This window comes from Pseudomonas sp. GW822-FHT04H02 (genome assembly GCF_058800645.1).
In genome coordinates this window covers 1468978-1495037 of the sequence record NZ_JBXAMM010000001.1, presented here as the reverse complement: position 1 = coordinate 1495037, position 26060 = coordinate 1468978, and the positions used below count along the sequence as shown (strand labels likewise).

At 64.3% G+C, this 26060-nt stretch carries 23 protein-coding genes; 15 read left to right on the top strand and 8 right to left on the bottom strand.

Features of this window, described 5'->3' with window-relative positions; genetic code table 11:
- Nucleotides 1-44 precede the first annotated feature (44 nt).
- Entirely contained in the window at nucleotides 45-1472 is a 1428-nt protein-coding gene (locus AC1RMG_RS06695; protein WP_493168746.1) for a transglycosylase SLT domain-containing protein, read from the bottom strand.
- Between the two features lie 99 nt (nucleotides 1473-1571).
- Complete coding sequence (gene gloB / locus AC1RMG_RS06690) at nucleotides 1572-2339, bottom strand: hydroxyacylglutathione hydrolase (protein ID WP_053151892.1); 768 nt, start codon at nucleotides 2337-2339, stop codon at nucleotides 1572-1574.
- 65 nt (nucleotides 2340-2404) lie between these two features.
- Here gloB and AC1RMG_RS06685 point away from each other — a divergent pair, with 65 nt between their 5' ends.
- Nucleotides 2405-3163, top strand: coding sequence for a methyltransferase domain-containing protein (locus AC1RMG_RS06685; protein ID WP_011061580.1), 759 nt, complete (start codon nucleotides 2405-2407; stop codon nucleotides 3161-3163).
- A 109-nt stretch (nucleotides 3164-3272) separates the two neighbouring features.
- Nucleotides 3273-3725 carry a ribonuclease HI gene (gene rnhA / locus AC1RMG_RS06680; RefSeq protein WP_019092917.1) on the top strand — a complete coding sequence of 151 codons (453 nt, stop codon included), beginning with the start codon at nucleotides 3273-3275 and terminating at the stop codon, nucleotides 3723-3725.
- A gap of 16 nt (nucleotides 3726-3741) precedes the next feature.
- Here rnhA and AC1RMG_RS06675 read toward each other — a convergent pair whose 3' ends face one another.
- Both AC1RMG_RS06675 and AC1RMG_RS06670 read right to left on the bottom strand, forming a co-directional pair.
- A complete protein-coding gene (locus AC1RMG_RS06675) occupies nucleotides 3742-4692 on the bottom strand; it encodes a glycerophosphodiester phosphodiesterase family protein (RefSeq protein ID WP_493168744.1) in 951 nt (316 codons plus the stop codon).
- 146 nt (nucleotides 4693-4838) lie between these two features.
- Nucleotides 4839-5162 carry a DUF2388 domain-containing protein gene (locus AC1RMG_RS06670; protein WP_493168743.1) on the bottom strand — a complete coding sequence of 108 codons (324 nt, stop codon included), beginning with the start codon at nucleotides 5160-5162 and terminating at the stop codon, nucleotides 4839-4841.
- A gap of 196 nt (nucleotides 5163-5358) precedes the next feature.
- Between AC1RMG_RS06670 and dnaQ the strand changes: the two genes are divergently transcribed.
- The 3 genes from dnaQ (at nucleotide 5359) to AC1RMG_RS06655 (ending at nucleotide 9278) form a co-directional block, all read left to right on the top strand.
- Entirely contained in the window at nucleotides 5359-6108 is a 750-nt protein-coding gene (gene dnaQ / locus AC1RMG_RS06665; RefSeq protein ID WP_015635815.1) for a DNA polymerase III subunit epsilon, read from the top strand.
- Between the two features lie 312 nt (nucleotides 6109-6420).
- Nucleotides 6421-8676 (top strand): Orn/Lys/Arg family decarboxylase, encoded by a 2256-nt coding sequence (locus AC1RMG_RS06660; protein WP_015635813.1) that lies wholly within the window; start codon nucleotides 6421-6423, stop codon nucleotides 8674-8676.
- Nucleotides 8677-8690: 14 nt separating this feature from the next.
- Nucleotides 8691-9278 carry a GNAT family N-acetyltransferase gene (locus AC1RMG_RS06655; protein WP_404672610.1) on the top strand — a complete coding sequence of 196 codons (588 nt, stop codon included), beginning with the start codon at nucleotides 8691-8693 and terminating at the stop codon, nucleotides 9276-9278.
- Here the strand turns inward: AC1RMG_RS06655 and AC1RMG_RS06650 are convergent.
- Together AC1RMG_RS06650 and AC1RMG_RS06645 are read right to left on the bottom strand one after the other, a co-directional pair.
- On the bottom strand, nucleotides 9275-10168 hold the full coding sequence (locus tag AC1RMG_RS06650) for a LysR family transcriptional regulator (RefSeq protein ID WP_011061573.1): 894 nt from the start codon (nucleotides 10166-10168) through the stop codon (nucleotides 9275-9277). The two genes, AC1RMG_RS06655 and AC1RMG_RS06650, sit on opposite strands and share 4 nt — an antisense overlap.
- Before the next feature lie 93 nt (nucleotides 10169-10261).
- Entirely contained in the window at nucleotides 10262-10498 is a 237-nt protein-coding gene (locus AC1RMG_RS06645) for a hypothetical protein (protein WP_011061572.1), read from the bottom strand.
- 228 nt (nucleotides 10499-10726) lie between these two features.
- On the opposite strand from AC1RMG_RS06645, the gene AC1RMG_RS06640 reads away from it, so the two are divergent.
- The gene (locus AC1RMG_RS06640) at nucleotides 10727-11284 is read left to right on the top strand and encodes an NADPH-dependent FMN reductase (protein WP_401154234.1); all 558 of its coding nucleotides are present in this window, start codon (nucleotides 10727-10729) and stop codon (nucleotides 11282-11284) included.
- Between the two features lie 40 nt (nucleotides 11285-11324).
- The gene (locus AC1RMG_RS06635) at nucleotides 11325-12611 is read left to right on the top strand and encodes an arsenic transporter (RefSeq protein WP_493168740.1); all 1287 of its coding nucleotides are present in this window, start codon (nucleotides 11325-11327) and stop codon (nucleotides 12609-12611) included.
- Between the two features lie 58 nt (nucleotides 12612-12669).
- Here AC1RMG_RS06635 and AC1RMG_RS06630 read toward each other — a convergent pair whose 3' ends face one another.
- Nucleotides 12670-13623 carry a DUF1853 family protein gene (locus AC1RMG_RS06630; RefSeq protein WP_026019952.1) on the bottom strand — a complete coding sequence of 318 codons (954 nt, stop codon included), beginning with the start codon at nucleotides 13621-13623 and terminating at the stop codon, nucleotides 12670-12672.
- A 162-nt stretch (nucleotides 13624-13785) separates the two neighbouring features.
- Here AC1RMG_RS06630 and AC1RMG_RS06625 point away from each other — a divergent pair, with 162 nt between their 5' ends.
- The 6 genes from AC1RMG_RS06625 to pepN are packed head-to-tail and all read left to right on the top strand — an operon-like array spanning nucleotide 13786 to nucleotide 20283.
- Nucleotides 13786-14676, top strand: a complete 891-nt coding sequence (locus tag AC1RMG_RS06625) for an NAD(+) kinase (RefSeq protein ID WP_007920913.1) — start codon at nucleotides 13786-13788, stop codon at nucleotides 14674-14676.
- Entirely contained in the window at nucleotides 14673-15647 is a 975-nt protein-coding gene (locus AC1RMG_RS06620) for a metallophosphoesterase (RefSeq protein ID WP_169891843.1), read from the top strand. Before AC1RMG_RS06625 ends, AC1RMG_RS06620 begins: the two co-directional genes overlap by 4 nt.
- Complete coding sequence (locus tag AC1RMG_RS06615; protein WP_041118467.1) at nucleotides 15644-16510, top strand: rhomboid family intramembrane serine protease; 867 nt, start codon at nucleotides 15644-15646, stop codon at nucleotides 16508-16510. Before AC1RMG_RS06620 ends, AC1RMG_RS06615 begins: the two co-directional genes overlap by 4 nt.
- A gap of 15 nt (nucleotides 16511-16525) precedes the next feature.
- Nucleotides 16526-16786: a YeaC family protein gene (locus tag AC1RMG_RS06610; RefSeq protein WP_011061566.1), complete on the top strand. Its 261-nt coding sequence runs from the start codon at nucleotides 16526-16528 to the stop codon at nucleotides 16784-16786.
- Nucleotides 16783-17613: a DUF2797 domain-containing protein gene (locus tag AC1RMG_RS06605; RefSeq protein ID WP_019092921.1), complete on the top strand. Its 831-nt coding sequence runs from the start codon at nucleotides 16783-16785 to the stop codon at nucleotides 17611-17613. Before AC1RMG_RS06610 ends, AC1RMG_RS06605 begins: the two co-directional genes overlap by 4 nt.
- Before the next feature lie 12 nt (nucleotides 17614-17625).
- Nucleotides 17626-20283, top strand: a complete 2658-nt coding sequence (gene pepN, locus AC1RMG_RS06600; RefSeq protein WP_493168737.1) for an aminopeptidase N — start codon at nucleotides 17626-17628, stop codon at nucleotides 20281-20283.
- A gap of 258 nt (nucleotides 20284-20541) precedes the next feature.
- Here pepN and AC1RMG_RS06595 read toward each other — a convergent pair whose 3' ends face one another.
- Nucleotides 20542-22206 (bottom strand): SulP family inorganic anion transporter, encoded by a 1665-nt coding sequence (locus AC1RMG_RS06595; RefSeq protein WP_410036709.1) that lies wholly within the window; start codon nucleotides 22204-22206, stop codon nucleotides 20542-20544.
- 346 nt (nucleotides 22207-22552) lie between these two features.
- Between AC1RMG_RS06595 and AC1RMG_RS06590 the strand changes: the two genes are divergently transcribed.
- Together AC1RMG_RS06590 and AC1RMG_RS06585 are read left to right on the top strand one after the other, a co-directional pair.
- Nucleotides 22553-23602 carry a WD40/YVTN/BNR-like repeat-containing protein gene (locus AC1RMG_RS06590; RefSeq protein WP_493168735.1) on the top strand — a complete coding sequence of 350 codons (1050 nt, stop codon included), beginning with the start codon at nucleotides 22553-22555 and terminating at the stop codon, nucleotides 23600-23602.
- A 32-nt stretch (nucleotides 23603-23634) separates the two neighbouring features.
- Entirely contained in the window at nucleotides 23635-26010 is a 2376-nt protein-coding gene (locus tag AC1RMG_RS06585) for an efflux RND transporter permease subunit (protein WP_011061561.1), read from the top strand.
- The last annotated feature ends 50 nt before the right edge of the window (nucleotides 26011-26060 follow it).

Genomic DNA, 26060 nt, shown 5'->3' with positions numbered 1-26060 from the left:
GGCGAAGGCTGTTCGCCGGCAAGCCGGCTCCTACAGGGGAGGTTTCAGTGCGGCAGGTACACCGTCAGCATCTGGCCGGGCTTGAGGGCCTGGGCCGCGCGGGGGTTCCAGCGCTTGAGGTGCTGCATCTCGACATTGAAGCGCTTGGCTACCATGTACAGCGAGTCGCCCTGCTTGACCTTGTACTGAGTCGACTTCTTCTTGTTGCTGGCCAGGCTGGTTTTCTTGCTGGCCACCTTGCGGGTGTCCTGCATCACCAGCGTCTGGCCGACCTTGAGGTTCTTGCCGCTGAGCTTGTTCCAGCGCTGCAGGTCCTGGACGTCGACCTTGTTGGCCTTGGCAATGAGGGTCAGGTTGTCGCCATTCTTGACCCGGTAGATGCGCTTGGCCCGCAGCGAATCACGCCCTTCGTCGCGGTCGAAGACCGGTTTGAGGGAGCGCTTGCTGATCAGTTCTTCGGGTTTCATGGTGGACAGGCTGGTGGTCAGCAACTGTGCCTTGGAAGTCGGCACCAGCAGGTGCTGGGGGCCGTCGATGGTGGTGCGCTGCTTGAACGCCGGGTTGAGCTGGAACAGCTCGTCCTCGTCGATGTTGGCCACCGCCGCGACCTTGGACAGGTCCATGCGCTGGTTGATCTCCACCACCTGGAAGTAGGGTTCGTTGGCGATCGGGTTGAGGTTCACGCCGTAGGCCTGCGGGGCCAGCACCACCTGGGACAGGGCCAGCAGCTTGGGCACATAGGCCTGGGTCTCGGCCGGCAGCGGCAGGTTCCAGTAGTCGGTGGGCAGGCCGAGCTTTTCATTGCGCTCGATGGCCCGGCTCACCGTGCCTTCACCGGCGTTGTAGGCGGCCAGTGCCAGCAGCCAGTCGCCGTTGAACATGTCGTGCAGGCGGCTCAGGTAGTCCATGGCCGCGGTGGTGGACGCGGTGATGTCGCGGCGGCCATCGTAGAAGCGGGTCTGGCGCAGGTTGAAGTAGCGCCCGGTGGCCGGGACGAACTGCCACAGCCCCACCGCATCGGCCCGGGAATAGGCCAGGGGGTTGTAGGCGCTTTCGATGACCGGCAGCAGGGCCAGTTCCAGCGGCATGTTGCGCTCTTCGAGACGCTCGACGATGTAGTGGATATAAAGGCTGCCGCGCTCGCCGGCATTTTCCAGGAAGGAAGGGTTGCTGGCGAACCACAGGCGCTGCTGTTCAATACGCGGGTTGACGCCCAGGCCTTCTTGCAATTGGAACCCCTGGCGCATGCGTTCCCAGACGTCCTGGGGTACTTGCGGGGTGGGCTGGTTGCTCAGCCAGATGGGTTTCTGCTTGATGCGGGCGTTGAAATTCTGTGTGTGTGTCGCGTCGCTCTGCGGGGCATGGCCGGTGCTTTGGCAGCCCGCAAGAGTCGCTGACACAGCTACCGCGATGGCCTGGGCCAAGCGCGTCAATGCGTCTGAACTGATGGAATAACGAATAGATGACGACATTGGCTGGAAGTAAGTTCCGGGCAAAAATGTCGGGCGATTCTAGAAAGCACCCGGGGTGCGGTCAACCATTCAGAATTTTTGTACCAATCGATAGCCTGCTTAGAACTTATCTTTCCAAGCCCTCAGAGCCGCAAAGACCGCACTCTGCGACTGGTTATCCTGGCCATTCCGTTCGTCCGCTTTTTGTTTAACGGATGTTTCACCGGTACGCAGGAACGGGTTGGTCAATTTCTCCAGGGCCAGGGTCGAGGGCAGGGTCATGCGCCCTTGCTCACGCATCTGCGTAACCTTCGCCAGGCGTTCGGCGATGTCCGGGTTGGCCGGTTCCACCGCCTGGGCGAAGCGCAGGTTGCTCAGGGTGTATTCGTGGGTGCAGTAGATCAGGGTGTCGTCCGGCAGCGCGGCGAGGCGGCCGAGGGAGTGGTGCATCTGCTCCGGGGTGCCCTCGAACAGCCGGCCACAACCGGCCGCGAACAGGGTATCGCCACAGAACAGCAGGCCATGGTGGTAGTAGGCGATATGCCCCAGGGTGTGGCCGGGCACGGCGAACACCTCGAACTCCCAGCCGAGGATGCTGACCCGCTGGTTGTCTTCGAGGCCGATGTCGCGGGCCGGGATCTTTTCCCGGGCCGGGCCATAGACCGTGGCCGCGCTGTGCTGCTTGAGGCGTTCGACGCCGCCGACGTGATCGTGGTGATGGTGGGTGATCAGGATGTCGCTGAGCACCCACCCCGGGTGCTGTTCCAGCCAGGCCAGTACCGGCGCCGCATCCCCCGGATCGACGACTGCGCAGCGCTGGCTGCGATGATCTTGTAACAACCAGATGTAGTTATCGGTGAAGGCGGGCAGGGCACTGATCTGTATCATCTTCGGATTCGCCAAGCGGAAAACAATGGCGCATCTTAGAGCTTCTTGGCGTGTTGGAGAATGCAATGACCGATAAAGCCTTCGCTCAGGCAGATCCCGACTGGCTGGCCCTGATCAGTGCGGCCCGGGAGTGGCTGTCCGGCCCCCTGGGGCAATTTCTGCTGGATGAAGAGCGGCGCATGCTCGAAGAGGAACTGGGGCGTTTCTTCGGTGGCTACCTGGTGCACTACGGGCCCTCGGCGCAAACCCCGCCGGCGGCGCCCCAGGTGCAACGCAACGTGCGTCTCGGCGCGCCCTTGCCCGGGGTGGAGATCGTCTGCGAGGAGCAGGCCTGGCCCCTGAGCGAGCACGCCGCCGATGTGGTGGTGCTGCAGCACGGCCTGGATTTCTGCCTGTCGCCCCATGGCCTGCTGCGCGAGGCGGCCAGCAGCGTGCGCCCTGGGGGGCATCTGCTGATTGTCGGCATCAACCCCTGGAGCACCTGGGGCCTGCGCCATGTGTTCGCCCATGATGCGTTGCGCCTGGCCCGCTGCATCTCCCCGTCGCGTGTCGGCGACTGGCTCAACCTGCTGGGCTTCGCGCTGGAGAAACGCCGCTTCGGGTGCTATCGTCCGCCGCTTGCTTCAACGGCATGGCAGGCGCGGCTGGCCGGCTGGGAGCGCAGGGCCGGGCACTGGCAACTGTCCGGCGGCGGCTTCTACCTGTTGGTGGCACGCAAGATCGCCGTGGGCCTGCGCCCGGTGCGCCAGGTGCGGCGCGAGCCGATGGGCAAGCTGGTACCGCTGCCCATGGCCAAGGTCAACCGCCGCAACGCCGAGCCTTGATGAACTGTTGAAACCCTCTTTTTATACACTCCCGGCCGGCGTAGCCCGGCCCTGGGCCCGGTCGATCGCGGTCGGCGGGCCAATGGCAATTTTCTGATGGAAGGCGTGGATGAGCGATAGCGTAGAAATCTTTACCGACGGTGCCTGCAAGGGCAATCCCGGCCCCGGTGGCTGGGGCGCGCTGCTGGTGTGCAAGGGCGTCGAAAAGGAGCTCTGGGGCGGCGAAGCCAACACCACCAATAACCGCATGGAGCTGATGGCGGCGATCCGCGGCCTGGAAGAGCTCAAGCGCCAGTGCGATGTGCAACTGGTCACCGACTCGCAGTATGTGATGAAGGGCATCAACGAGTGGATGGCCAACTGGAAGAAGCGCGGCTGGAAGACCGCCGCCAAGGAGCCGGTGAAGAATGCCGACCTGTGGCAGCAGCTCGACGAACAGGTCAACCGCCACAACGTCACCTGGAAATGGGTGCGTGGCCACACCGGCCATCACGGCAACGAGCGGGCCGACCAGTTGGCCAACCGCGGTGTCGACGAGGTCCGCGGCTACAAGCAGTCCTGATGCCCTGAGCGGCCAATCAGCGACAAGGCAGCGGCCGTTCGAGCCGCTGCTTCATTTCCCCCATCGCACGGGGCGAATCCACCAGCACCGCATCCATCCTCAGGCAAGTGGCCGCCTGGTAGTCCTCGGCCGTATTGATGCCGATCGCCAGCATCCGCACCTTGCCCCGTGACTGAAAGCAATCCACCGCAGCGGGCGTCCACAGCCGGGCATCGACCTGGGAGCGCGCCTCGCCCAGGGTAAAGGTCTCGACCAGTTGCACCGGGCGCCGGTACTCGAAAGCCACCCAACTGCCGGGTGCAGGTGGTGCGTTGCAGTGGTGGGCGAGGGCGACGCTGGCCAGCCGGTCCCGGGTACTGTCCCTGGATTCGAACAGCCGGGCCTGGGGATAGGGCGCGAAAGCCTGCTGGTAGCCGGCATCGGTGGAGTAGATCAGCACCCGGTTCCAGGCGTGCAGCTGTTCCAGCAAGCGGGCGACGGCCTGGGCCTGGGGGGCAGCCGGCAGGGCCTTCATGTCGAGAATCACCGGCACCGACTCGGGGATCGCCATCAGCGCCTGACGCAACGACGGCAGGCTCACCGGCTGGGCGCGATAGGGAAAGCTCACCTGGCCATCGGCTGCTGTCTGCTTGAAATTCCACCCGGCATTGAGTGCCTGCAACTGCGCCAGGGTGTGCTGGTTGACTGCGCCTGTGGCCTGGGTATTGGTGCTCAGGTCGGCCGGTCGGTACAGCACCGGTACGCCATCGCGGCTGAGTTGCACTGTCAGCCAGAGCATGTCGACGTTATTGCGCAGGGCGTTGTCGATGGCCAGCAGGGTGTTCTCGGGAAAGTCCGCGGCGCCGCCGCGATGGGCAACGATCAGCGGCCGTTGTCGGCTGTCGCTGTCGGTGTGCGCAAGGGAAGAGCAGCCACTGATGCAGGCCAAGGCCAGCAGCAGTGGGAGCATCTGTCGAGTCTTGAGCATGGGAGGGCGGTTCCTGTGGGGTGAGTGCAACGCCGGGTATCAGCACCCGCGCGCCTGGGTGGGGCCGCACGGTAACGCAATAGCCTTGTTCGCATAAAGGAACGGCTGGGGCGCGCGATGAATTAGCTGCGGATGCGCCTGGGGGCTCAGAGCGCAAGCATGGCGCTGGCCAGTTGCAGGTCGCTACAGGGCGGGACGCCGAGCTCCTGGCGAATGTGCATCAGGGCGGCTTCCAACCGGGCGCCACGGATCTCGCCGGCGCTGGCCACGAAGGCCGCGGCATCGCTCTGGGCGGCGAGCACAAGTTTGTCGTCCTTGAATGAGCTGCTGGCTTTGGAGCTGCCCTCGGTTGAGCTCAGGGTCAGGCTCATGCTGATGTCGGTGCTGATCACCAGGGCGCTGGCCTGGACGAGGTCGGCGCACAGGCAGGCGCAGAGCGCGCAGGCCAGTCGGGTTTTGCTGGGGGTCATGGCAGGGCTGGGTCCGGCGGAAAATATCGTCGGGCACCCTAGCGCTTTGCGTTGCAGCGAACTGCAGCAGCTTTGCTAAGGATTGTTAAAAACTGCACAGGCTGGGGGCTGATGAATCCGCCATGGGTGTCCTGCCGCCAGAGCGTGCTAAAATCCCGCGCTTTGAAACACTTCCACCGTTGAGAACTGACCCCTGATGGCCAACAGATCTGTTGTACTCGATACCGAAACCACCGGCATGCCGGTGACCGACGGCCACCGGATCATTGAAATCGGTTGCGTCGAGTTGATCGGTCGGCGCCTGACCGGCCGGCACTTCCACGTTTACCTGCAACCGGATCGCGAGAGCGATGAGGGCGCCATCGGCGTCCACGGCATCACCAACGAATTCCTGGTGGGCAAGCCGCGTTTCGCCGAAGTCGCCGACGAGTTCTTCGACTTCATCCAGGGCGCGCAGCTGATCATCCACAACGCGGCGTTCGACGTTGGCTTCATCAACAACGAATTCGCCTTGATGGGCCAGCACGAACGGGCCGACATCACCCAGCACTGCACCATCCTCGACACCCTGATGATGGCCCGCGAGCGGCACCCGGGGCAGCGCAACAGCCTCGACGCCCTGTGCAAACGCTACGGCGTCGACAACTCCGGCCGTGAACTGCACGGCGCCTTGCTCGACTCGGAGATCCTGGCCGACGTCTACCTGACCATGACCGGTGGCCAGACCAGCCTGTCGCTGGCCGGCAATGCCTCGGACGGCAACGGCTCTGGCGAGGGGGCCGGCCAGGCTTCGGAAATCCGCCGCTTGCCGGCCGATCGCCCGCGCGGGCGGATCATCCAGGCCAGCGAGGCCGAACTGGCCGAGCACCAGGTGCGCCTGGAAATCATCGCCAAGTCCGCCGGTGCCCCGGCGCTCTGGACCCAGTTGCTCGAAACCCAGCAGTAAGCCTTTGCTGTGGCCGCTGCCGCTGCCGCTGCCGCTGCCGCTGCCGCAGGCGGCGAACGGCGCCGTAGGAGGCGCCGCGATATTGAGGGCCGCAGGGGCCTGGCGGGAGATCGCCAGGCAAGGCCCTTCGTTCCTTTTCGCAGCTTCGCGGGCCCAGCAGCGGCTACAGGCGTGGCTGGGAATGGACCGGCAATTGTTCCAGAGCGACGTTTTGTTACACCCAGCCCATGCCTGGGGTGACACGAAGCGTGCGCAGCTTCTACCCTGAGTTGATTGGCGGGGCCTGCCCGCCGTTTCAGGACACTGAGCCCCATGTATAAAGACCTGCAGTTTCCGATCCTGATCGTGCATCGCGACATCAAGGCCGATACGGTCGCGGGGGACCGGGTCAGGGGGATCGCCCGGGAACTGGAAAAGGACGGGTTCAGCATCTTTTCCGCGGTGGACTATGCCGAAGGGCGGCTGGTGGCTTCGACCCATCACGGCCTGGCCTGCATGTTGATCGCCGCCGAAGGGGCCGGGGAAAACAAGCACCTGTTGCAGAACATGGTGGAACTGATCCGCCTGGCGCGGGTACGTGCGCCGCTGCTGCCGATCTTTGCCCTGGGCGAGCAGGTGACCCTGGAAAACGCCCCCGCCGACGCCATGAGCGAACTCAACCAGCTGCGGGGCATTCTCTACCTGTTCGAGGACACGGTGCCGTTCCTGGCCCGGCAAGTGGCCCGGGCCGCGCGGGGCTACCTGGATGGCTTGCTGCCACCGTTCTTCAAGGCCCTGGTACAGCACACCGCCGACTCCAACTATTCCTGGCACACCCCGGGGCACGGCGGTGGCGTAGCCTATCGCAAGAGCCCGGTGGGGCAGGCGTTTCACCAGTTCTTTGGCGAGAACACCTTGCGTTCGGACCTGTCGGTGTCGGTCCCGGAGCTGGGGTCGCTGCTGGATCACACCGGCCCGCTGGCGGAAGCCGAGGCCCGTGCCGCGCGCAACTTTGGCGCCGATCACACCTTTTTCGTGATCAATGGCACCTCCACCGCCAACAAGATCGTCTGGCATTCCATGGTCGGTCGCGATGACCTGGTGCTGGTGGACCGCAACTGCCACAAGTCGGTGCTGCACTCGATCATCATGACCGGGGCCATTCCCCTGTACCTGTGCCCGGAGCGCAACGAACTGGGGATCATCGGGCCGATTCCCCTGAGCGAGTTCAGCGCCGAGTCGATCCAGGCCAAGATCGATGCCAGCCCGCTGACCCGCGGCCGGCCGCCCAGGGTCAAGCTGGCGGTGGTCACCAACTCCACTTATGACGGCCTGTGCTACAACGCCGAGCTGATCAAGCAGAGCCTGGGCAACAGTGTCGAGGTGCTGCACTTCGACGAAGCCTGGTACGCCTATGCGGCCTTTCATGAGTTCTTCGCCGGGCGCTACGGCATGGGCACGTCCCGCAGCGCCGACAGCCCGCTGGTGTTCACCACCCATTCCACCCACAAGCTGCTGGCGGCCTTCAGCCAGGCCTCGATGATTCACGTGCAGGATGGCGGCGCCCGGCAACTGGACCGCGACCGCTTCAACGAAGCCTTCATGATGCATATCTCCACCTCGCCGCAGTACAGCATCATCGCCTCGCTGGACGTGGCTTCGGCGATGATGGAAGGGCCGGCAGGGCGCTCGCTGCTGCAGGAAATGTTCGACGAGGCCCTGAGCTTTCGCCGGGCCCTGGCCAACCTGCGGCAGAACATCGCCGCCGATGACTGGTGGTTCTCGGTGTGGCAACCGGAGCGGGTCGAGGGCATCGACCAGGTGCGCACCGAGGACTGGCTGCTGGAACCTGAGGGCGAGTGGCACGGTTTTGCCGGGGTCACCGATGACTATGTGCTGCTGGACCCGATCAAGGTGACCCTGGTCATGCCCGGCCTGACCGCGGGCGGCGCCCTGAGCGAGCACGGGATCCCGGCGGCGGTGGTCAGCAAGTTTCTCTGGGAGCGCGGGCTGGTGGTGGAAAAGACCGGGCTCTATTCGTTCCTGGTGCTGTTCTCCATGGGCATCACCAAGGGCAAGTGGAGCACGCTGCTCACCGAACTGCTGGAGTTCAAGCGCAACTACGACGCCAATGTCAGCCTGGCCAGCTGCCTGCCCAGCGTGGCCGGGCAGGACCCGCAGCGCTACCAGGGCATGGGCCTGCAGGACCTGTGCGACCAGTTGCATGCCTGCTACCGCAGCAACGCCACGGCCAAGCACCTCAAGCGCATGTACACGGTGCTGCCGGAGGTGGCCATGAAGCCTGCCGATGCCTATGACCATCTGGTGCGGGGCGAGGTCGAGGCGGTTTCCATCGATCAGTTGCAGGGGCGTATCGCTGCGGTGATGCTGGTGCCCTATCCGCCGGGCATTCCGCTGATCATGCCGGGCGAGCGTTTCACCGATTCAACCCGTTCGATCATCGATTACCTGGCCTTCGCCCGGGCCTTTGACAGCAGCTTCCCGGGGTTTGTCGCCGATGTGCACGGGCTGCAGCATGACGATCTGGGCGACGGGCGCCAGTACACCGTCGATTGCATCAAGGCATGAGGAGTTTCCCGGCCATGCAACCTGTTGTGAATCCCCGTTATCCGGGCCTGGCGGTGCGAGTCGCCGATGAGGGCTTTGCCGCTTATATCTGGGGCAGCGACTTCAGCTTCGAGGTCAGCGCCTATGCCGTGGCCGAACGCGAAGTGCCGGTGGCGGACTGGGCCCTGCGACGGATCGTGCCCTATCGCAAATGCTATGGCATCGACCCGGAGGAGTTCAGCAGCTACCGCAATGCCGCGGACAGCGAGATCTTCATGGCCTATCTGGACGACCAGCCGGTGGGCCATGTGGTGGTCAGCACCAACTGGAACGGTTACGCCCATATCGATGAGCTGGCGGTGCATGCGCCGGCCCGGCGCCACGGGGTAGCCAGGGCGCTGCTGGATGTGGCGCAGTTCTGGAGTCGCAGGAAAAAACTGCCGGGGATGATGCTGGAAACCCAGAACAACAACCTGGGGGCCTGCCGCCTCTACGAGCAATGCGGCTATGTGGTAGGGGGCGTGGACCACCTGCGTTACCGCGGTATCGACCCGCAGACCGCCGAGGTGGCGATCTTTTGGTACCGGCTGTTCGCCAATGAGCTGGAGGAGCCGGCGCTTTAACCTGCCAGCAGGGCCTCGGCCTGTTCCGTGAGCAGCTCCAGCAGGGCAGTGGTCAGCGGCGAGCTGTCGCTGCCGTGGCGCCGCAAGGCGTACAGCGTGACGCTGATGGGGGGCGACAGCGGGCACACATCGAGCCCGGCGCTGCGGGCGCCGACGGCGGTGAAGGGGTCGACGATGGCCAGACCTTCGCCAGCTTCCACCAGGCTGCGCATCATCTGATAGGTCTGCACCCGGGTCTGGATCACCGGGCTGGGGCGCAGGTTCTGCAATTTGCTGGCAAGCATCACGCTTAGCGGGTCCTGGCCCTCCAGGCCGACCATGGCCTGGCCGGCCAGATCCTGCAGGGCGACGTATTTCTGCTTGGGTTGCAGCCAGCCGTGGGGCGCCAGGAGAAACAGCTTGCCCTGGGCCAGGGCCTGGCTGTGGATGTCCGGGTGCTGCGGGTCGTGCAGGCTCAGGCCCAGATCGCAGTCACGCAGCAGCAGGCTGTGGACCATGTCCCGGGTGCTCTGGCCGAGCAGGCTGCAAGGGGTGTCGGCGAAGCGCCGGCGCAGGGCGGCGATGCACTGGGGTAGCAGTTGCTGAACCAGCGGCGGGGTGCCGACGAGGCGCAGCGGTGGCGCCTGGTGGAACCTCAGGCTGTCGGCCAGGCGCTGCACCGGCTCGAAAGCGTCATACACCCGGGTGATGGCTCCCTGCAGCTCCCGGGCTTCACGGGTGGCCTGCAAACGGCCGCGAACACTGGCGAACAGCATGAAGCCCAATTGGCTCTCGGCGTCGCGCAGCAGGGCCTCGACCTCGGCCACCGAAAGTTGCAGCAGTTCGGCGGCAGTGCCCAGGTGAGCGGTTTGCAGGAGCGCCTGAATCACTTCGATATGACGTAAACGCATGCTTGAAGTCCATCTCCAGCCGTCGAGGGGTCAAGCAACGAATCCTAACCCAAGTGTGGCGACACAACAGCTGGCGATGATGCTCGCGAAGAATCACTGAGCTACATAGGTCTCGGGCTCGCGCACGATGGTTACATCCGACTGCACCAGCAGGAACTGGTTGTCATCGAGTTTCTTGACCCGGTCGCCGATGGCCAGGCGGTAGGTGGTCACGGGCTCCGATCCGGCCGCGCCGTCCTCCGGGGGCATGGATTCCTGGAATTCGTGCACTGAGTACACCCGTCCCTCGGCATCTCTTGCATGGAATTGTCCGACAAGTACTGCTGCCATTCTTTAGAGCCTCTGGAGATAAAACACGCAAATTCGGTGGTGTAGACCCGGTGTCCCCAGGGGAAGTTTTACCCCGGGAAAAAAATAATCCGCTACCGGTGCCAGCCTCGTTATCGCGGGCTCGCTGGCAACAGGCCATGGCTTGGGAATTATCGGGGTGGGGTAGCAGATATCACCTCGGGTCATCTATAACTAACACCTTCTTTACGCCAACGGTTGGAAACTCCCATGAGCAATGTCTACAAGGTCGCAGTACTGGTCGGCAGCCTGAGAAAGCAGTCCCTGAACCGCAAGGTCGCCCTGGCCCTGGCCGAGCTGGCGCCTGCCAGCCTCCAGCTGAACATCGTCGAGATCGGTGACCTGCCGCTCTACAACGAAGACATCGATGCCACGCCACCAGCGGCCTACACCCGTTTTCGCGAACAGATCCGCGGCGCCGACGCGGTGCTGTTCGTTACCCCGGAATACAACCGCTCGGTACCGGCGGCGCTGAAAAATGCCATCGACGTCGGCTCGCGGCCCTACGGTAAAAGTGCCTGGAGCGGCAAGCCGGGGGCGGTGATCAGCGTTTCTCCGGGGGCCATTGGCGGTTTTGGCGCCAACCACCACCTGCGCCAGTCCCTGGTGTTCCTCAATGTGCCCTGCATGCAGCAGCCCGAGGCGTACCTGGGTGGCGCTGGCTCGGCATTCGACGAGGCCGGCAAACTGTCCGAAGCAACCCGGCCGTTCCTGCAGGGCTTCATCAACGCCTACGGGCAGTGGGTCGAGCAGCAACGCAAGGCCTGATTCCCCACCATCATTCCCTGCATACTCAAGACCCACTCTCATGTTGATTGCCGTATCGATTTTCCTGCTGACCATTACCTTGGTGATCTGGCAGCCCAAGGGCCTGGGCGTTGGCTGGAGCGCCGTGTTCGGGGCGGCCCTGGCGCTGTTGTTCGGGGTGGTGCAATGGGCGGATATCCCGGTGGTCTGGCAGATCATCTGGAATGCCACCGGTACCTTTGTCGCGCTGATCATCATCAGCCTGCTGCTGGACGAGGCCGGGTTCTTTGCCTGGGCCGCGCTGCATGTGGCGCGCTGGGGGCGAGGGCGGGGCAGGCGGCTGTTTGCCTTCATGGTATTGCTGGGGGCGCTGGTCTCGGCGCTGTTCGCCAATGACGGCGCCGCGCTGATCCTGACCCCCATCGTCATTTCCATGCTCCTGGCCTTGCGCTTTTCACCGGCCACGACCCTGGCCTTTGTCATGGGCGCGGGGTTCATTGCCGACACCGCGAGCCTGCCGCTGGTGGTTTCGAACCTGGTGAACATCGTCTCCGCGGACTTCTTCAAGATTGGCTTCAACCGTCATGCGCTGGTGATGCTGCCGGTCAACCTGGTGAGCGTGGCCGCCACCCTGGTGGTGCTGCTGTGGTTCTTCCGCCGCGATATCCCGCTGGATTACGACCCCCGACAACTGGCCGAGCCCGCCAGCGCCATCCATGACCGGGCGACCTTCATGGCTGGCTGGTGGGTGTTGCTGATCCTGCTGCTGGGCTGTTTTGCCCTGGAGCCGCTGGGCATTCCCATCAGCGCTATTTCCGCGGTGTGCGCGGCGCTGCTGCTGGCGATTGCCGCCCGCGGGCACCGGATCTCCACGCGCAAGGTGCTCAGGGAAGCGCCCTGGCAGATCGTGATTTTTTCCCTGGGCATGTACCTGGTGGTGTACGGCCTGCGCAATGCCGGGCTCACGGCGTACCTGGCCGGCTGGCTGGATGCCTTTGCCGGCGGCGGGATCTGGGGCGCGGCCCTGGGCACCGGGTTGCTCACGGCGGGCTTGTCATCGCTGATGAACAATCTGCCGACAGTGCTGATCGGCGCCTTGTCCATCGATGCCAGCCAGGCCACCGGGGTGGTCAAGGACGCGATGATCTACGCCAACGTCATCGGCAGCGACCTGGGGCCGAAGATCACCCCCATCGGCAGCCTGGCGACCCTGCTCTGGCTGCATGTACTGGAGCGCAAGGGTATTCACATTGGCTGGGGGTACTACTTCCGGGTCGGCATCGTGCTGACGCTGCCGGTGTTGCTGGCGACCCTGGCGGCCCTGGCGCTGCGCCTGTCTCTGATGTAGGCGCCGGCTTGCCGCATAGGGGCGTCTTCGCCGGCAAGTCCGCTCCTGCGGCAGATTGTCAGGAGGGCTGCGGGGGGATGTGGGGCCAGAGATCGGCCACCAGGAACAGGCGTTCGGCTTCTTCCCAGCCGCCTTCAGGGGTTTGCTCCAGGCGTACCAGCAACTGCGCCGGGGCCTGGGGGGCAAGTTCCGCCAGCCATTGCTGCAGTTGCGTGGCGGTCCAGGCCTGCTCGGCCGGGTAGTGGGCCGGCGCCAGCCAGGCGTGGCGGGGCAGGGGCTGCCAGCGCCCCGGGGCGCTCTGGGCGAAAAATGCCGGCCAGTCGCGCTGATGCAGCCAGCGCCCGCACAGGTGTTGCGGGTGGGCGCCCTGGGGCGGTTCGGCGCGACCCGGCCAGGGGTACAGCAGGTAGCCCCCCAGCCACAGGTGCGCGCTGAACTGGTGGATATCCAGTGCCGCCAGGGCTTCGCGGCTTTCGTCCCGGGCGGAAATCGGCAGTTGGTGCCCATCCAGGTGCGCCAGCTTGCGGTCCAGGCGGTCATGGCAGCCGGGGCCCAGCCATTGGGCGCTGTCCTGGCCATTGCCGGCCTGGGGGCCCAGGTACAGCTTGATCGCCAGTTCCAGGTGGTGCACGCCGTCACGGTCGCGCAGCAGCATGTCCAGTTCGCCCAGGGTGTGGCCGCCGCGGCGGATTGGCAGGTTGGCCGCCAGCAGCTCGACCCCGGGGGCGTGGCGGACGGCAAATTGCCAGAGGCGTTCGTAATACAGGCCCAGGCGCCGGGTCGGGCCCTCGGCCAGCCACTGGCGCAGGGCGCGGCTGTCCAGGTCCTGGCAGCGCAGCCAGTGGGCCAGCAGTTGCGGCGCCTGGACCCAGTCGCTGCCGGCGAGCGGGTGGCGCTGTGGCCAGGGCGTGTGGCTGAGCATCGGCGGCGCGAGGATGACCCAGGCGAGGTCGCGGACTTCAGGTTGACGCAACTGGCGGGGAAGGCCGAGCAGATCAGGGAACAGGAGCATCTTGCGAGCATAGACGCAAACCCGGGCCGATCGCGATAAATGCGTGCCACTCGCAGTTGCGGCAGGGCTGGCTAAGCCCGTGTGGCTGAAAGGATTTTGTCTAACGCCGGGTTTCGCCCATAATCCTCCGTTTCGCCCGTACCCGAACCCCGCAGGAGCCCCATGGAGCAATTTCGCAATATCGGCATTATCGGTCGCCTGGGCAGTTCCCAGGTGCTGGACACAGTTCGCCGACTGAAAAAGTTTCTGCTGGCGCGGCACCTGCACGTGATCCTTGAGGACACCATCGCCGAAGTGCTGCCCGGCCACGGCCTGCAGACTTCCTCGCGCAAGTTGCTGGGCGAGGTCTGCGACATGGTGATCGTCGTGGGTGGCGACGGTAGCCTGCTGGGCGCCGCCCGGGCCCTGGCGCGGCACAACATCCCGGTGCTGGGGATCAACCGCGGCAGCCTGGGCTTTCTCACCGACATCCGCCCCGACGAGCTGGAGGTCAAGGTCGCCGAGGTGCTGGACGGCCACTACCTGGTAGAGAACCGCTTCCTGCTGCAGGCCGAGGTGCGCCGCCATGCCGAGGCCATCGGCCAGGGCGATGCGCTGAACGATGTGGTGCTGCACCCGGGCAAGTCGACGCGGATGATCGAGTTCGAGATCTACATCGACGGCCAGTTCGTCTGCAGCCAGAAGGCCGACGGCCTGATCGTCGCCACACCCACCGGTTCCACGGCCTACGCCCTGTCCGCCGGCGGGCCGATCATGCATCCCAAGCTGGATGCCATTGTGATTGTGCCGATGTACCCCCATACCTTGTCGGGAAGACCGATCGTGGTCGATGGCAACAGCGAGCTGAAAATCGTCGTGTCCAAAGATATGCAGATCTATCCGCAAGTTTCCTGTGACGGGCAGAACCATTTCACCTGTGCCCCGGGCGACACCATCACGGTCAGCAAGAAGGCGCAGAAGCTGCGCCTGATCCACCCGCTGGACCACAACTACTACGAGGTCTGCCGGACCAAACTCGGCTGGGGCAGCCGGCTGGGCGGTGGAGGCGACTGATGCTCGATCCCGCGCGTAGCTACGACCTGATCGGTGACGTGCACGGTTGCGCCCTGACCCTGGAGCACTTGCTGGATCGGCTCGGTTATCACAAGCAGGCCGGCGTCTGGCGGCACCCGTCGCGCATGGCGGTGTTCCTCGGCGATATCATCGACCGCGGCCCGCGTATCCGTGAGTCCCTGCACATTGTCCACGACATGGTCGAGGCCGGTCAGGCCCTGTGCATCATGGGCAACCACGAGTTCAATGCGCTGGGCTGGAGCACTCCGGCGGCCGAAGGCAGCGGCAAGCAGTTCGTGCGCGAGCACACCCCACGCCATGCCCGGCTGATCCACGAGACCCTGACCCAGTTCGAACAGCACCCGGGTGACTGGCACGATTTCCTGCAGTGGTTCTATGAGTTGCCGCTGTTCGTCGACGCCGGGCGCTTTCGCGTGGTGCACGCCTGCTGGGATGCCGGCCTGATCGCTCCGCTGCGCCAGCAGTACCCCAACGGCTGCATCGACCGCGAGTTCCTGCAGTCCGCGGCCGTTCCCGACAGCTTTGCCTGTACCGCCTTCGACCGTTTGCTGCGGGGCACCGACATGCGCCTGCCCCATGGCCTGACCATGACCAGCGGCGACGGCCTGACCCGCGCTTTCTTCCGTACCAAGTTCTGGGAAGACGACCCGCAGACCTACGGCGACATCGTGTTCCAGCCCGACGCCTTGCCCGAGCCTGTGGCCCGCACGCCGTTGTCCCCGGCCGAGAAGAACAGCCTGCTGCGTTATGGCGCCGAGGAGCCGATGCTGTTCGTCGGGCACTACTGGCGCAGCGGCAAGCCGGCGCCGATCCGTCCCAACCTGGCGTGCCTGGACTACAGCGCGGTGCTCTACGGCAAGCTCGCCGCGTATCGGCTGGACCAGGAAACCCGCCTGGATCCGAATAAATTTGTCTGGGTCGACGTTGAACGGCCCGAGGTAGTGCGATGAGTGCGGTAGCGGTATTGCGCCTGCCCCTGGCGACGGACCTGAGCGGCTTCGTCAAGCTGCTGCAACGCATGCAGGTGCCTCACCGGGTCAGCGAGGAGGCGGGGGAGCAGGTGCTCTGGGTGCCGGAATCCATCAGCGAGGACGTGCGTGGCCTTTACCAGCGCTTTCCCCAGGGCGACCCCGATCAGCAACTGGACATTCCCCAGGCCAGTGCCCCGGCGCGCCCCGGCTTCGTCCAGCAACTGCGCAGCAGCCCGGTCACCGCGCTGATCCTGCTCTTGAGCCTGGCGGTATGCGGTATCACCTTGCTCGGCGACAACCTGCAGACCCTGAGCTGGTTCACCTTCCTCGAGTTCCGCGTGGTTGGCGACTACATCCAGTTCAGCTCCCTGGCCGACAGCCTGGCAGCGGGGCAGTGGTGGCGCCTGGTGACGCCGATGCTGATCCACTTCGGCTTCCTGCATATCGCCATGAACGGCATGTGGTACTGGGAGCTGGGGCGGCGCATCGAAATGCGCCAGGGCGGCATCAACCTGCTGGGCCTGACCCTGCTGTTCAGCCTGGTGTCGAATTACGCGCAGTACTACTTCAGCGGGCCGACCCTGTTCGGCGGCCTGTCCGGGGTGCTCTACGGCCTGCTGGGGCATTGCTGGATCTACCAATTGCTGGCCCCCAACCCCATCTACCGCCTGCCCCGGGGCGTGCTGGTGATGATGCTGGTGTGGCTGCTGCTGTGCCTGTCCGGGCTGGTCTCGATGATCGGTTTCGGTGAAATCGCCAACGCCGCCCACGTTGGCGGGTTGCTTATCGGATGCCTCACCGGCCTGTTGGGCGGCTTGTACAGCCGCAGACGGGCCCTTTAAACGCTGGAGTCTTGTATGTCGTCCTTTGTTGAAATGATCGAAAACATCACCCCCGAGATCTACCAGAGCCTGAAACTGGCGGTAGAGATCGGCAAATGGTCCGATGGCCGCAAGCTCACCGCCGAACAGCGTGAACTGTCCCTGCAGGCGATGATCGCCTGGGAAATGCAGAATCTGCCCGAGGATCAACGTACCGGCTACATGGGCCCGCAGGAATGCGCCTCGAAGTCGGCGCCGGTGCCGAACATCCTGTTCAAGTCGGATGCCATCCATTGATCGAGATTGGCCGCGGTTCCATCAGTAAAATGTCGGCGCGCCTTGACGGGTCGAACGTTGAATACGCTTTTCGCCTGGGCGACAGCGAGGTACCGGTCAACCCCTTGATCGGCACCACAGTGCGCCTGGAATACCTGGGTGCGATCCATTGCAGCCATTGCGGGCGCAAGACCAAGACCAGCTTCAGCCAGGGCTACTGCTACCCGTGCATGACCAAGCTGGCCCAGTGCGATATCTGCATCATGAGCCCGGAACGCTGCCACTACGACGCCGGTACTTGCCGCGATCCGTCATGGGGCGAGCAGTTCTGCATGACCGACCACGTGGTCTACCTGGCCAACTCGTCGGGGATCAAGGTCGGCATCACCCGCGCCACCCAACTGCCGACCCGCTGGCTCGACCAGGGGGCCAGCCAGGCGCTGCCGATCATGCGCGTGGCGACCCGCCAGCAATCGGGCTTCGTCGAAGACCTGTTCCGTTCCCAGGTGGCCGACAAGACCAACTGGCGCGCCTTGCTCAAGGGTGATGCCCAGGCGGTGGACCTGGTGGCAGTGCGCGAGCAGCTGTTCGCCGCCTGCGCCGAGGGCCTGTTGGCCCTGCAGGAGCGTTTCGGCCTGCAGGCGATCCAGCCGGTGACCGATATCGAGCCTCTGGAAATCCGCTATCCGGTCGTGGAGTACCCGACCAAGATCGTCAGCTTCAACCTGGACAAGAATCCGATCGCCGAAGGTACGTTGCTGGGGATCAAGGGCCAGTACCTGATCTTCGACACCGGCGTGATCAACATTCGCAAATACACGGCGTACCAGCTCGCCGTGCATCAGTAGAAGGAATTCGCCATGCGCACCGACCAACCGAAGATGATCTACCTGAAGGACTATCAGGCCCCCGAGTACCTGATCGACGAGACCCACCTGACCTTCGAGTTGTTCGAGGACCACAGCCTGGTCCATGCGCAGCTGGTGATGCGTCGCAACCCGGCCCGGGGCGCCGGCCTGCCGCCCCTGGTGCTGGACGGCCAGCAACTGGAACTGCTGTCGGTGAGCCTGTCCGATCAGGCCCTGAGTGCCAGCGACTACCAGCTGGACGACAGCCACCTGACCCTGCACCCGACCAGCGCCAGTTTCACCCTGGACACCAGCGTGCGCATCCACCCGGAAAGCAACACCGCCCTGGAAGGCCTGTACAAGTCCAGTGGCATGTTCTGCACCCAGTGCGAGGCCGAGGGCTTTCGCAAGATCACCTATTACCTCGACCGCCCGGACGTGATGAGCAAGTTCACCACCACCGTGGTCGCCGAGCAGCACAGCTACCCGGTGCTGCTGTCCAACGGCAACCCGATCGCCAGCGGCCCGGGAGAAGACGGTCGGCACTGGGCGACCTGGGAAGACCCGTTCATGAAACCGGCCTACCTGTTCGCCCTGGTGGCCGGTGACCTGTGGTGCGTGGAAGACAGCTTCCGCACCCAGAGCGGTCGCGACGTGGCGCTGCGCATCTATGTCGAGCCGGAAAACATCGACAAGTGCCAGCACGCGATGAACAGCCTCAAGAAGTCCATGCGCTGGGACGAAGAGACCTATGGCCGCGAGTACGACCTGGACATCTTCATGATCGTCGCGGTCAACGACTTCAACATGGGCGCCATGGAAAACAAGGGCCTGAACATCTTCAACTCCAGCGCCGTGCTGGCCCGTGCCGAAACCGCCACCGACGCCGCGCACCAGCGGGTCGAGGCCATCGTTGCCCACGAATACTTCCATAACTGGTCGGGCAACCGGGTGACCTGCCGCGACTGGTTCCAGCTGTCGCTCAAGGAAGGTTTCACAGTGTTCCGCGACGCCGGTTTCTCCGCGGACATGAACTCGGCCACGGTCAAGCGCATCCAGGACGTGGCGTACCTGCGGACCCACCAGTTCGCCGAAGACGCCGGCCCCATGGCCCACGCCGTGCGTCCGGAAAGCTTTATCGAGATCTCCAACTTCTACACCCTGACCGTGTACGAAAAGGGTTCGGAAGTTGTCGGCATGATCCACACCTTGCTCGGCGCCGAAGGCTTCCGTAAGGGCAGCGACCTGTACTTTGAGCGCCATGACGGCCAGGCCGTGACCTGCGACGACTTCGTCAAGGCCATGGAAGACGCCAACGGCGTCGATCTGACCCAGTTCAAGCGCTGGTACAGCCAGGCCGGTACGCCGCGGCTGGCGGTGAGCGAGTCCTACGACGCAGCGGCGAAAACCTACAGCCTGACCTTCCGCCAGAGCTGCCCGCAAACCCCGGACAAGGTCGAGAAACTGCCGTTCGTGATTCCGGTGGCCCTGGGCCTGCTCGATAGCACCGGTGCCGACATGGCCTTGCGCGTGGCGGGTGAAGCCGCCGCCCAGGGCTCGTCCCGCGTGTTGTCGGTGACCGAGGCCGAGCAGACCTTTACCTTCGTCGACATTGCCGAACATCCGCTGCCCTCGCTGCTGCGGGGTTTCTCGGCTCCGGTGAAGCTGAGCTTCCCCTACAACCGTGACCAGCTGATGTTCCTCATGCAGCACGACAGCGACGGTTTCAACCGCTGGGACGCCGGCCAGCAATTGTCGGTGCAGGTGTTGCAGGAACTGATCGCCCAGCACCAACAGGGCCGGGCGCTGGTGATGGACGAACGTCTGGTGGCTGCCCTGGGCACTGTGCTCGCCGATGACAGCCTGGATCAGGCCATGGTCGCCGAAATGCTGTCCCTGCCGGGCGAGGCCTACCTCACCGAGATCAGCGAAGTGGCGGATGTCGAGGCGATCCACGCGGCTCGCGAGTTTGCCCGTCAGCAACTGGCTGACAGTCTGTTCGATGCCCTGTGGAAGCGCTATCAGGCCAATCGGCAGGTGTCCAAGGCCACCGCCTACGTGGCCGAGTCCGAGCATTTTGCCCGTCGCGCGCTGCAGAACATCGCCCTGTCGTACCTGATGCTGACCCACAAGCCCGAGGTACTGGCTGCGGCCATCGAACAGTTCGACAGCGCCGACAACATGACCGAGCGCCTGACCGCCCTGGCAGTGCTGGTCAACTCGCCGTTCGAGGCCGAGAAGGCCAAGGCCCTAGAAGTATTCGCCGAGAACTTCAAGGACAACGCCCTGGTCATGGACCAATGGTTCAGCGTGCAGGCCGGCAGCCCGTTGCCCGGTGGCCTGGAGCGGGTCAAGGCACTGATGCAGCACCCGGCGTTCAACATCAAGAACCCGAACAAGGTGCGGGCGCTGGTGGGGGCGTTTGCCGGGCAGAACCTGATCAACTTCCACGCCGCCGATGGTTCGGGCTATCGCTTCCTGGCGGACCTGGTGATCCAGCTCAACGGCTTCAACCCGCAGATTGCCTCGCGGCAACTGGCGCCGCTGACCCGCTGGCGCAAATACGACAGTGCCCGCCAGGCACTGATGAAAGGCGAACTGGAGCGCATCCGCGCCTCCGGCGAGCTGTCCAGCGATGTGTTCGAAGTGGTGAGCAAAAGCCTCGCCTGAGGCTTGTATCGCCCCCGGCATCGCCTTCGCTGGCAAGCCAGCTCCTACGGACCCAAGCCACCGCATATCCCCCCGTAGGAGCCGGCTTGCCGGCGAAGAGGCCCTCAAGCCTTGTACCGCCCTCGGCATCGCCTTCGCTGGCAAGCCAGCTCCTACGGACCCAAGCCACCGCATATCCCCCGTAGGAGCCGGCTTGCCGACGAAGAGGCCCTCAAGCCTTGTACCGCCCTCGGCATCCCTTCGCTGGCAAGCCAGCTCCTACGCGAGCGGTGGTGGTGGGGAGGCAGGGGGGATTTGGCTCTGTAGCGCTTCGCTCAAGTCGCGGTGATAGTTCTGCGCGCCGATGGCGTGCAGGATGCCGACCCGCTCCAGCTTGCCGTGCACCTTGAGGTTGGCTTCGCACAGCTTCACCACAATCGCGCGCTTGTGCAGCTGGCCTATCACTTCTTCCAGGGTCTGCAGCCCGGTGATGTCCATGAACGGCACATGCTTGAGGCGGATGATCAGCACCTGCGGGTCGCTGTGGGTCTGGGCCAGGGCCCGTTCGAAGGTCTCCGCGGCGCCAAAGAACAACGGCCCTTCGATGGTGTAGATCAGTACGCCCGGTGGCAGGTGCTGCTGGCCACTGCGGTGCAGTTCCTGCTGCAGATCCTGTTCCACCACTTGTTGCACTTCCACCGAGGAGGCCATGCGCCGCAGAAAATGCAGCATGGCCAGGACCACGCCGATGTTCACCGCGATCACCAGGTCGCTGAACACGGTCAGCACAAAGGTGCACAGCAGGATCGCCACATCGGCCCGGGGGGCCCGTTGCAGCATGCGCTTGAAGTGGTGCAGCTCGCTCATGTTGTAGGCCACCACGAACAGGATCGCCGCCAGGGCGCACAGCGGAATGTTCGCTGCCAGCGGCGCCAGGAACAGGATGATCAGCAGCAGCACCAGGGCATGGACGATACCCGCCAGCGGGCTGCTGCCGCCGTTGCGGATATTGGTGGCGGTACGGGCAATGGCGCCGGTGGCGGCGAAACCACCGAACAGCGGGGTGACCAGGTTGGCGATGCCCTGGCCCATCAGTTCCTGGTTGGAGTCATGGCGGGTGCCAGCCATGCCATCGGCCACCACCGCCGACAGCAGCGATTCGATGGCCCCGAGCATGGCGATGGCGAAGGCCGGGCCGATCAGGTCCAGGACCTGCGGCAGGCTGACCTCTGGAAACTGCAACGCCGGCAAGCCCTGGGGAATGCCACCGAAGGCACTGCCAATGGTGGCCACGCCCTGGAACTGGAACAGCGACTGCAAGGCCGTGGCCAGGGTCATGGCCAGCAGGGGGGCCGGCAAACGCTTGAGCTGGGGGATGCGCGGCACCCATAGCAGCAGCGCCAGGCTCAGCAGGGCCAGCAGGGTGGTGGTCAGGTGCAGTTGGGGCAGGGCTTGCAGCAGGTGCCAGAGTTTCTGATGAAAGTGCTCGCCGCTGACCGCGGGCAGGCCTAAGAAATCCTTCCACTGGCTGACCCAGATGATTACCCCGATACCGGCGGTGAAGCCCAGGATCACCGGGTCCGGGATGAACTTGATCAGGGCGCCCAGGCGGCTGATGCCCAGCAGGAACAGGATCAACCCGGCCATCAGGGTCGCCAGTTGCAGGCCGCCGACCCCGTATTGGGCGGTGACCCCGGCAAGGATCACGATAAAGGCCCCGGTGGGCCCGGCGATCTGCACCCGGCTGCCGCCGAACAGCGACACCAGCAGGCCGCCGACGATGGCGGTGTAGATACCCTGTTCGGGCTTGACCCCGGAGGCGATGGCGAAGGCCATGGCCAGGGGCAGCGCCACCACTGCGACAATCACCCCGGACACCAGGTTGCGGCCCCAGTGTGCACGTCCCAGCAATCCGGCTTTCCACGCCTCGCGTATGGCAATCATGGCTCTGTCCTGAAGTCTGTCCGGCTCATCATAGCCCCGGCCGGGGAGTGTCGGCCCCTGTCCTGGATCAGGCTTTGTCCCACTGTCGCGCAGACGCGGCCTAGACACATCCATCAGTCTTGCGAATGGCCGATCATGCAGGGTTTCGGCAGGGGCTGATGGTTAACAAAAGATAACGTGGCGTCGATTGTCATACCTTTCCAAAGCCCGATAGGATAGCCCGCAGCCGAAGGGGCTCTAGATTGCAGTTTCCAGGACGATCGTCATGATCGCCCAGGCCTGCGCAGCCCCCTCAAGGCGCCCTGAGAGGTTGAATGACCTGACAATAATAATGGGGGAATGGTCTATGAGTGAGCCTGTCATGGGTGTGGTTGTTGGCCGCCCGCCGGCGCTGCGCACGTTCGCACTGTTGGCTACAGCGCTCTCGCTGTTGGGCGTCGTGACGCTGTCGACGCCAGTCCTGGCCGCTGCCACTGCAGCGGATTCTGTCTATTCCATCGAATCGCCCAAGGCGGCGAAAAGCCTGATGCTCGATGTGGTCCACGCCGGCAAGCGCCTGGTGGCGGTGGGCGATCGCGGGCACATTCTCTATTCCGACGACCAGGGCCAGACCTGGGTCCAGGCCAAGGTGCCGACCCGGCAACTGCTGACGGCGGTGTACTTCGTCGATGATAAGCGCGGCTGGGCGGTGGGCCACGATGCCCAGGTCCTGGCCAGCAGCGACGGCGGTGCCACCTGGACCCGGCAGTTCCAGGACCTCAAGCGCGAGGCACCCTTGCTCGATGTATGGTTCAAGGACACCCAGACCGGCTACGCCGTGGGCGCCTACGGGGCCCTGCTGGAAACCAGCGATGGTGGCCAGCATTGGGAGGACGTCAGCGACCGCCTCGACAACGAGGACCAGTTCCACCTCAACGCCATTGCCCAGGTCAAGGATTCCGGGCTGTTCATTGTCGGCGAGCAGGGCAGCATGTTCCGCTCCGCCGATGACGGGCAGACCTGGGAGCGCCTCGAAGGCCCCTATGAAGGCTCGTTGTTCGGCGTGATCGGCACCGGCCAGCCGGCCACTCTGCTGGTCTATGGCCTGCGCGGCAATCTCTACCGCTCCACGGATTTTGGCAGCACCTGGGAACAGGTGGAGTTGAACGCCGCCCGTGGCGCCCTGGAGTTCGGCCTGTCGGGGGCGACCCTGCTGGACGATGGCTCGCTGGTGATCGTCGGCAACGGCGGCAGCGTGATCCGCAGCACCGACCACGGCCAGACCTTCAGCGTATTCAACCGTGCGGACCGCATCTCGCTGTCGGCGGTCACCGCTGCCGGCAACGGCGACCTGATCCTGGCCGGGCAGGGCGGTGTACGGATTTCTGCAGCAACGGGCGCTGAACTCGGCCAATAAGCCGGGCACATAATAAGAAGGTGGGGAATTCCATGAGCAGTCATCACCAGGACAAGGCGAACTTTCTTGAGCGCCTGATTTTCAATAACCGCCCGGCAGTGATCTTCATCTGCTTGCTGGTCAGCGCTTTCCTGTTCTGGCAGGCGACCCTGATCCGGCCGTCCACCAGCTTCGAGAAGATGATCCCGCTCAAGCACCCGTTCATCGAGCGGATGATGGAGCACCGCAACGACCTGGCGAACCTGGGCAACACCGTGCGCATCTCGGTGGAGGCCCGTGACGGCGACATCTTCACCAAGGACTACATGGAAACCCTGCGGCAGATCAACGACGAGGTGTTCTACATCTCCGGCGTCGATCGCTCCGGGCTCAAGTCGCTGTGGAGCCCCAGCGTGCGCTGGACCGAAGTGACCGAAGAGGGCTTCGCCGGCGGCGAGGTGATTCCCCAGAGCTATAACGGTTCGGCCGACAGCCTCGAACAGCTGCGCAACAACGTGCTCAAGTCCGGCCAGGTCGGGCGCCTGGTGGCCAACGACTTCAAGTCCAGCATCGTCGATATCCCGCTGCTGGAGTCCTACCCGGACCCGCAGGACCAGGGCAAGCTGCTGGCCCTGGACTACCAGAAATTCTCCCACCAGCTGGAAGAGAAGATCCGCGACAAGTTCGAGGCGCAGAACCCCAATGTGAAGATCCACATCGTCGGCTTCGCCAAGAAGGTCGGCGACCTGATCGACGGCCTGATCATGGTGGTGATGTTCTTCGGCGTGGCCTTCATCATCACCCTGGTGCTGCTGTACTGGTTCACCTGGTGCATCCGCAGCACCATCGCGGTATTGATCACCACCCTGGTGGCGGTGGTCTGGCAACTGGGCCTGATGCACGCCTTCGGTTTTGGCCTGGACCCGTATTCAATGCTGGTGCCGTTCCTGATCTTCGCCATCGGCATTTCCCACGGGGTGCAGAAGATCAACGGCATCGCCTTGCAGTCCAGTGATGCCGACAACGCCCTGACCGCGGCGCGGCGCACCTTCCGCCAGCTGTTCCTGCCGGGGATGATCGCGATCCTCGCCGACGCCGTGGGCTTCATCACCTTGCTGATCATCGATATCGGGGTGATCCGCGAGCTGGCCATCGGTGCCTCCATCGGCGTGGCGGTGATCGTGTTCACCAACCTGATCCTGCTGCCGGTGGCGATTTCCTACGTCGGCATCAGCAAGCGCGCCATCGAGCGCAGCAAGAAGGACGCTTCCCGCGAGCATCCGTTCTGGCGCCTGCTGTCCAATTTCGCCAGCCCCAAAGTCGCGCCGATTTCCATCGCCTTGGCCCTGGTGGCCTTTGCCGGCGGCCTCTGGTACAGCCAGAACCTGAAGATCGGCGACCTCGACCAGGGCGCCCCGGAGTTGCGTCCCGATTCGCGCTACAACAAGGACAACAACTTCATCATCAGCAATTACTCCACCAGCTCCGACGTGCTGGTGGTGATGGTCAAGACCGCGGCCGAAGGCTGCTCGCGCTATGAGGCCATGGCGCCCATCGACGAATTGATGTGGAAGATGCAGAACACCGAGGGCGTGCAGTCGGCGATTTCCCTGGTGACCGTCTCCAAGCAGATGATCAAGGGCATGAACGAGGGCAACCTGAAGTGGGAAACCCTGTCGCGCAACCCTGACGTACTGAACAACTCCATTGCCCGGGCCGACGGCCTGTACAACAACAACTGCTCCCTGGCGCCGGTGCTGGTGTTCCTCAACGACCACAAGGCCGCGACCCTGGACCGTGCGGTACATGCGGTGCAGGAGTTCGCCACGCAGCACAACAAGGACGGCCTGGAGTTCATTCTCGCTGCCGGCAACGCCGGGATCGAGGCCGCGACCAACGAGGTGATCAAGGAGTCCGAGCTGACCATCCTGATCCTGGTCTACATCTGCGTGGCCGGCATGTGCATGATCACCTTCCGCTCCTGGGCGGCGACCCTGTGCATCGTTCTGCCACTGGTGCTGACGTCGGTGCTGGGCAACGCGCTGATGGCCTTCATGGGCATCGGGGTCAAGGTGGCGACCCTGCCGGTGGTGGCGCTGGGGGTGGGCATCGGCGTGGACTACGGCATCTATATCTACAGCCGCCTGGAGAGCTTCCTGCGGGCCGGCCTGCCGCTGCAGGAGGCCTACTACCAGACCCTGCGCTCCACCGGCAAGGCCGTGCTGTTCACCGGCCTGTGCCTGGCCATCGGCGTGTGCACCTGGATCTTCTCGGCCATCAAGTTCCAGGCCGACATGGGCCTGATGCTGACCTTCATGCTGCTGTGGAACATGTTCGGTGCCCTGTGGCTGCTGCCGGCCCTGGCGCGATTCCTGATCAAGCCGGAGAAGCTGGCGGGGCAGAAGGGCAACTCGCTGTTCGCCCACTGATCCCGTTGCATGAGTACTCAGCCGCACCCTCGGGTGCGGCTTTTTCATGC

Coding starts and splice junctions, on each gene's coding strand:
- AC1RMG_RS06590 (WP_493168735.1), top strand. CDS start 22,553: ATGAGTGAGCCTGTCATGGGTGTGGTTGTTGGCCGCCCGCCGGCGCTG.
- rnhA (WP_019092917.1), top strand. CDS start 3,273: ATGAGCGATAGCGTAGAAATCTTTACCGACGGTGCCTGCAAGGGCAAT.
- AC1RMG_RS06615 (WP_041118467.1), top strand. CDS start 15,644: ATGAGTGCGGTAGCGGTATTGCGCCTGCCCCTGGCGACGGACCTGAGC.
- AC1RMG_RS06630 (WP_026019952.1), bottom strand. CDS start 13,623: ATGCTCCTGTTCCCTGATCTGCTCGGCCTTCCCCGCCAGTTGCGTCAA.
- AC1RMG_RS06595 (WP_410036709.1), bottom strand. CDS start 22,206: ATGATTGCCATACGCGAGGCGTGGAAAGCCGGATTGCTGGGACGTGCA.
- AC1RMG_RS06670 (WP_493168743.1), bottom strand. CDS start 5,162: ATGACCCCCAGCAAAACCCGACTGGCCTGCGCGCTCTGCGCCTGCCTG.
- pepN (WP_493168737.1), top strand. CDS start 17,626: ATGCGCACCGACCAACCGAAGATGATCTACCTGAAGGACTATCAGGCC.
- AC1RMG_RS06660 (WP_015635813.1), top strand. CDS start 6,421: ATGTATAAAGACCTGCAGTTTCCGATCCTGATCGTGCATCGCGACATC.
- AC1RMG_RS06635 (WP_493168740.1), top strand. CDS start 11,325: ATGTTGATTGCCGTATCGATTTTCCTGCTGACCATTACCTTGGTGATC.
- AC1RMG_RS06675 (WP_493168744.1), bottom strand. CDS start 4,692: ATGCTCAAGACTCGACAGATGCTCCCACTGCTGCTGGCCTTGGCCTGC.
- AC1RMG_RS06645 (WP_011061572.1), bottom strand. CDS start 10,498: ATGGCAGCAGTACTTGTCGGACAATTCCATGCAAGAGATGCCGAGGGA.
- AC1RMG_RS06585 (WP_011061561.1), top strand. CDS start 23,635: ATGAGCAGTCATCACCAGGACAAGGCGAACTTTCTTGAGCGCCTGATT.
- AC1RMG_RS06685 (WP_011061580.1), top strand. CDS start 2,405: ATGACCGATAAAGCCTTCGCTCAGGCAGATCCCGACTGGCTGGCCCTG.
- AC1RMG_RS06610 (WP_011061566.1), top strand. CDS start 16,526: ATGTCGTCCTTTGTTGAAATGATCGAAAACATCACCCCCGAGATCTAC.
- AC1RMG_RS06640 (WP_401154234.1), top strand. CDS start 10,727: ATGAGCAATGTCTACAAGGTCGCAGTACTGGTCGGCAGCCTGAGAAAG.
- gloB (WP_053151892.1), bottom strand. CDS start 2,339: ATGATACAGATCAGTGCCCTGCCCGCCTTCACCGATAACTACATCTGG.
- AC1RMG_RS06650 (WP_011061573.1), bottom strand. CDS start 10,168: ATGCGTTTACGTCATATCGAAGTGATTCAGGCGCTCCTGCAAACCGCT.
- AC1RMG_RS06625 (WP_007920913.1), top strand. CDS start 13,786: ATGGAGCAATTTCGCAATATCGGCATTATCGGTCGCCTGGGCAGTTCC.
- dnaQ (WP_015635815.1), top strand. CDS start 5,359: ATGGCCAACAGATCTGTTGTACTCGATACCGAAACCACCGGCATGCCG.
- AC1RMG_RS06655 (WP_404672610.1), top strand. CDS start 8,691: ATGCAACCTGTTGTGAATCCCCGTTATCCGGGCCTGGCGGTGCGAGTC.
- AC1RMG_RS06695 (WP_493168746.1), bottom strand. CDS start 1,472: ATGTCGTCATCTATTCGTTATTCCATCAGTTCAGACGCATTGACGCGC.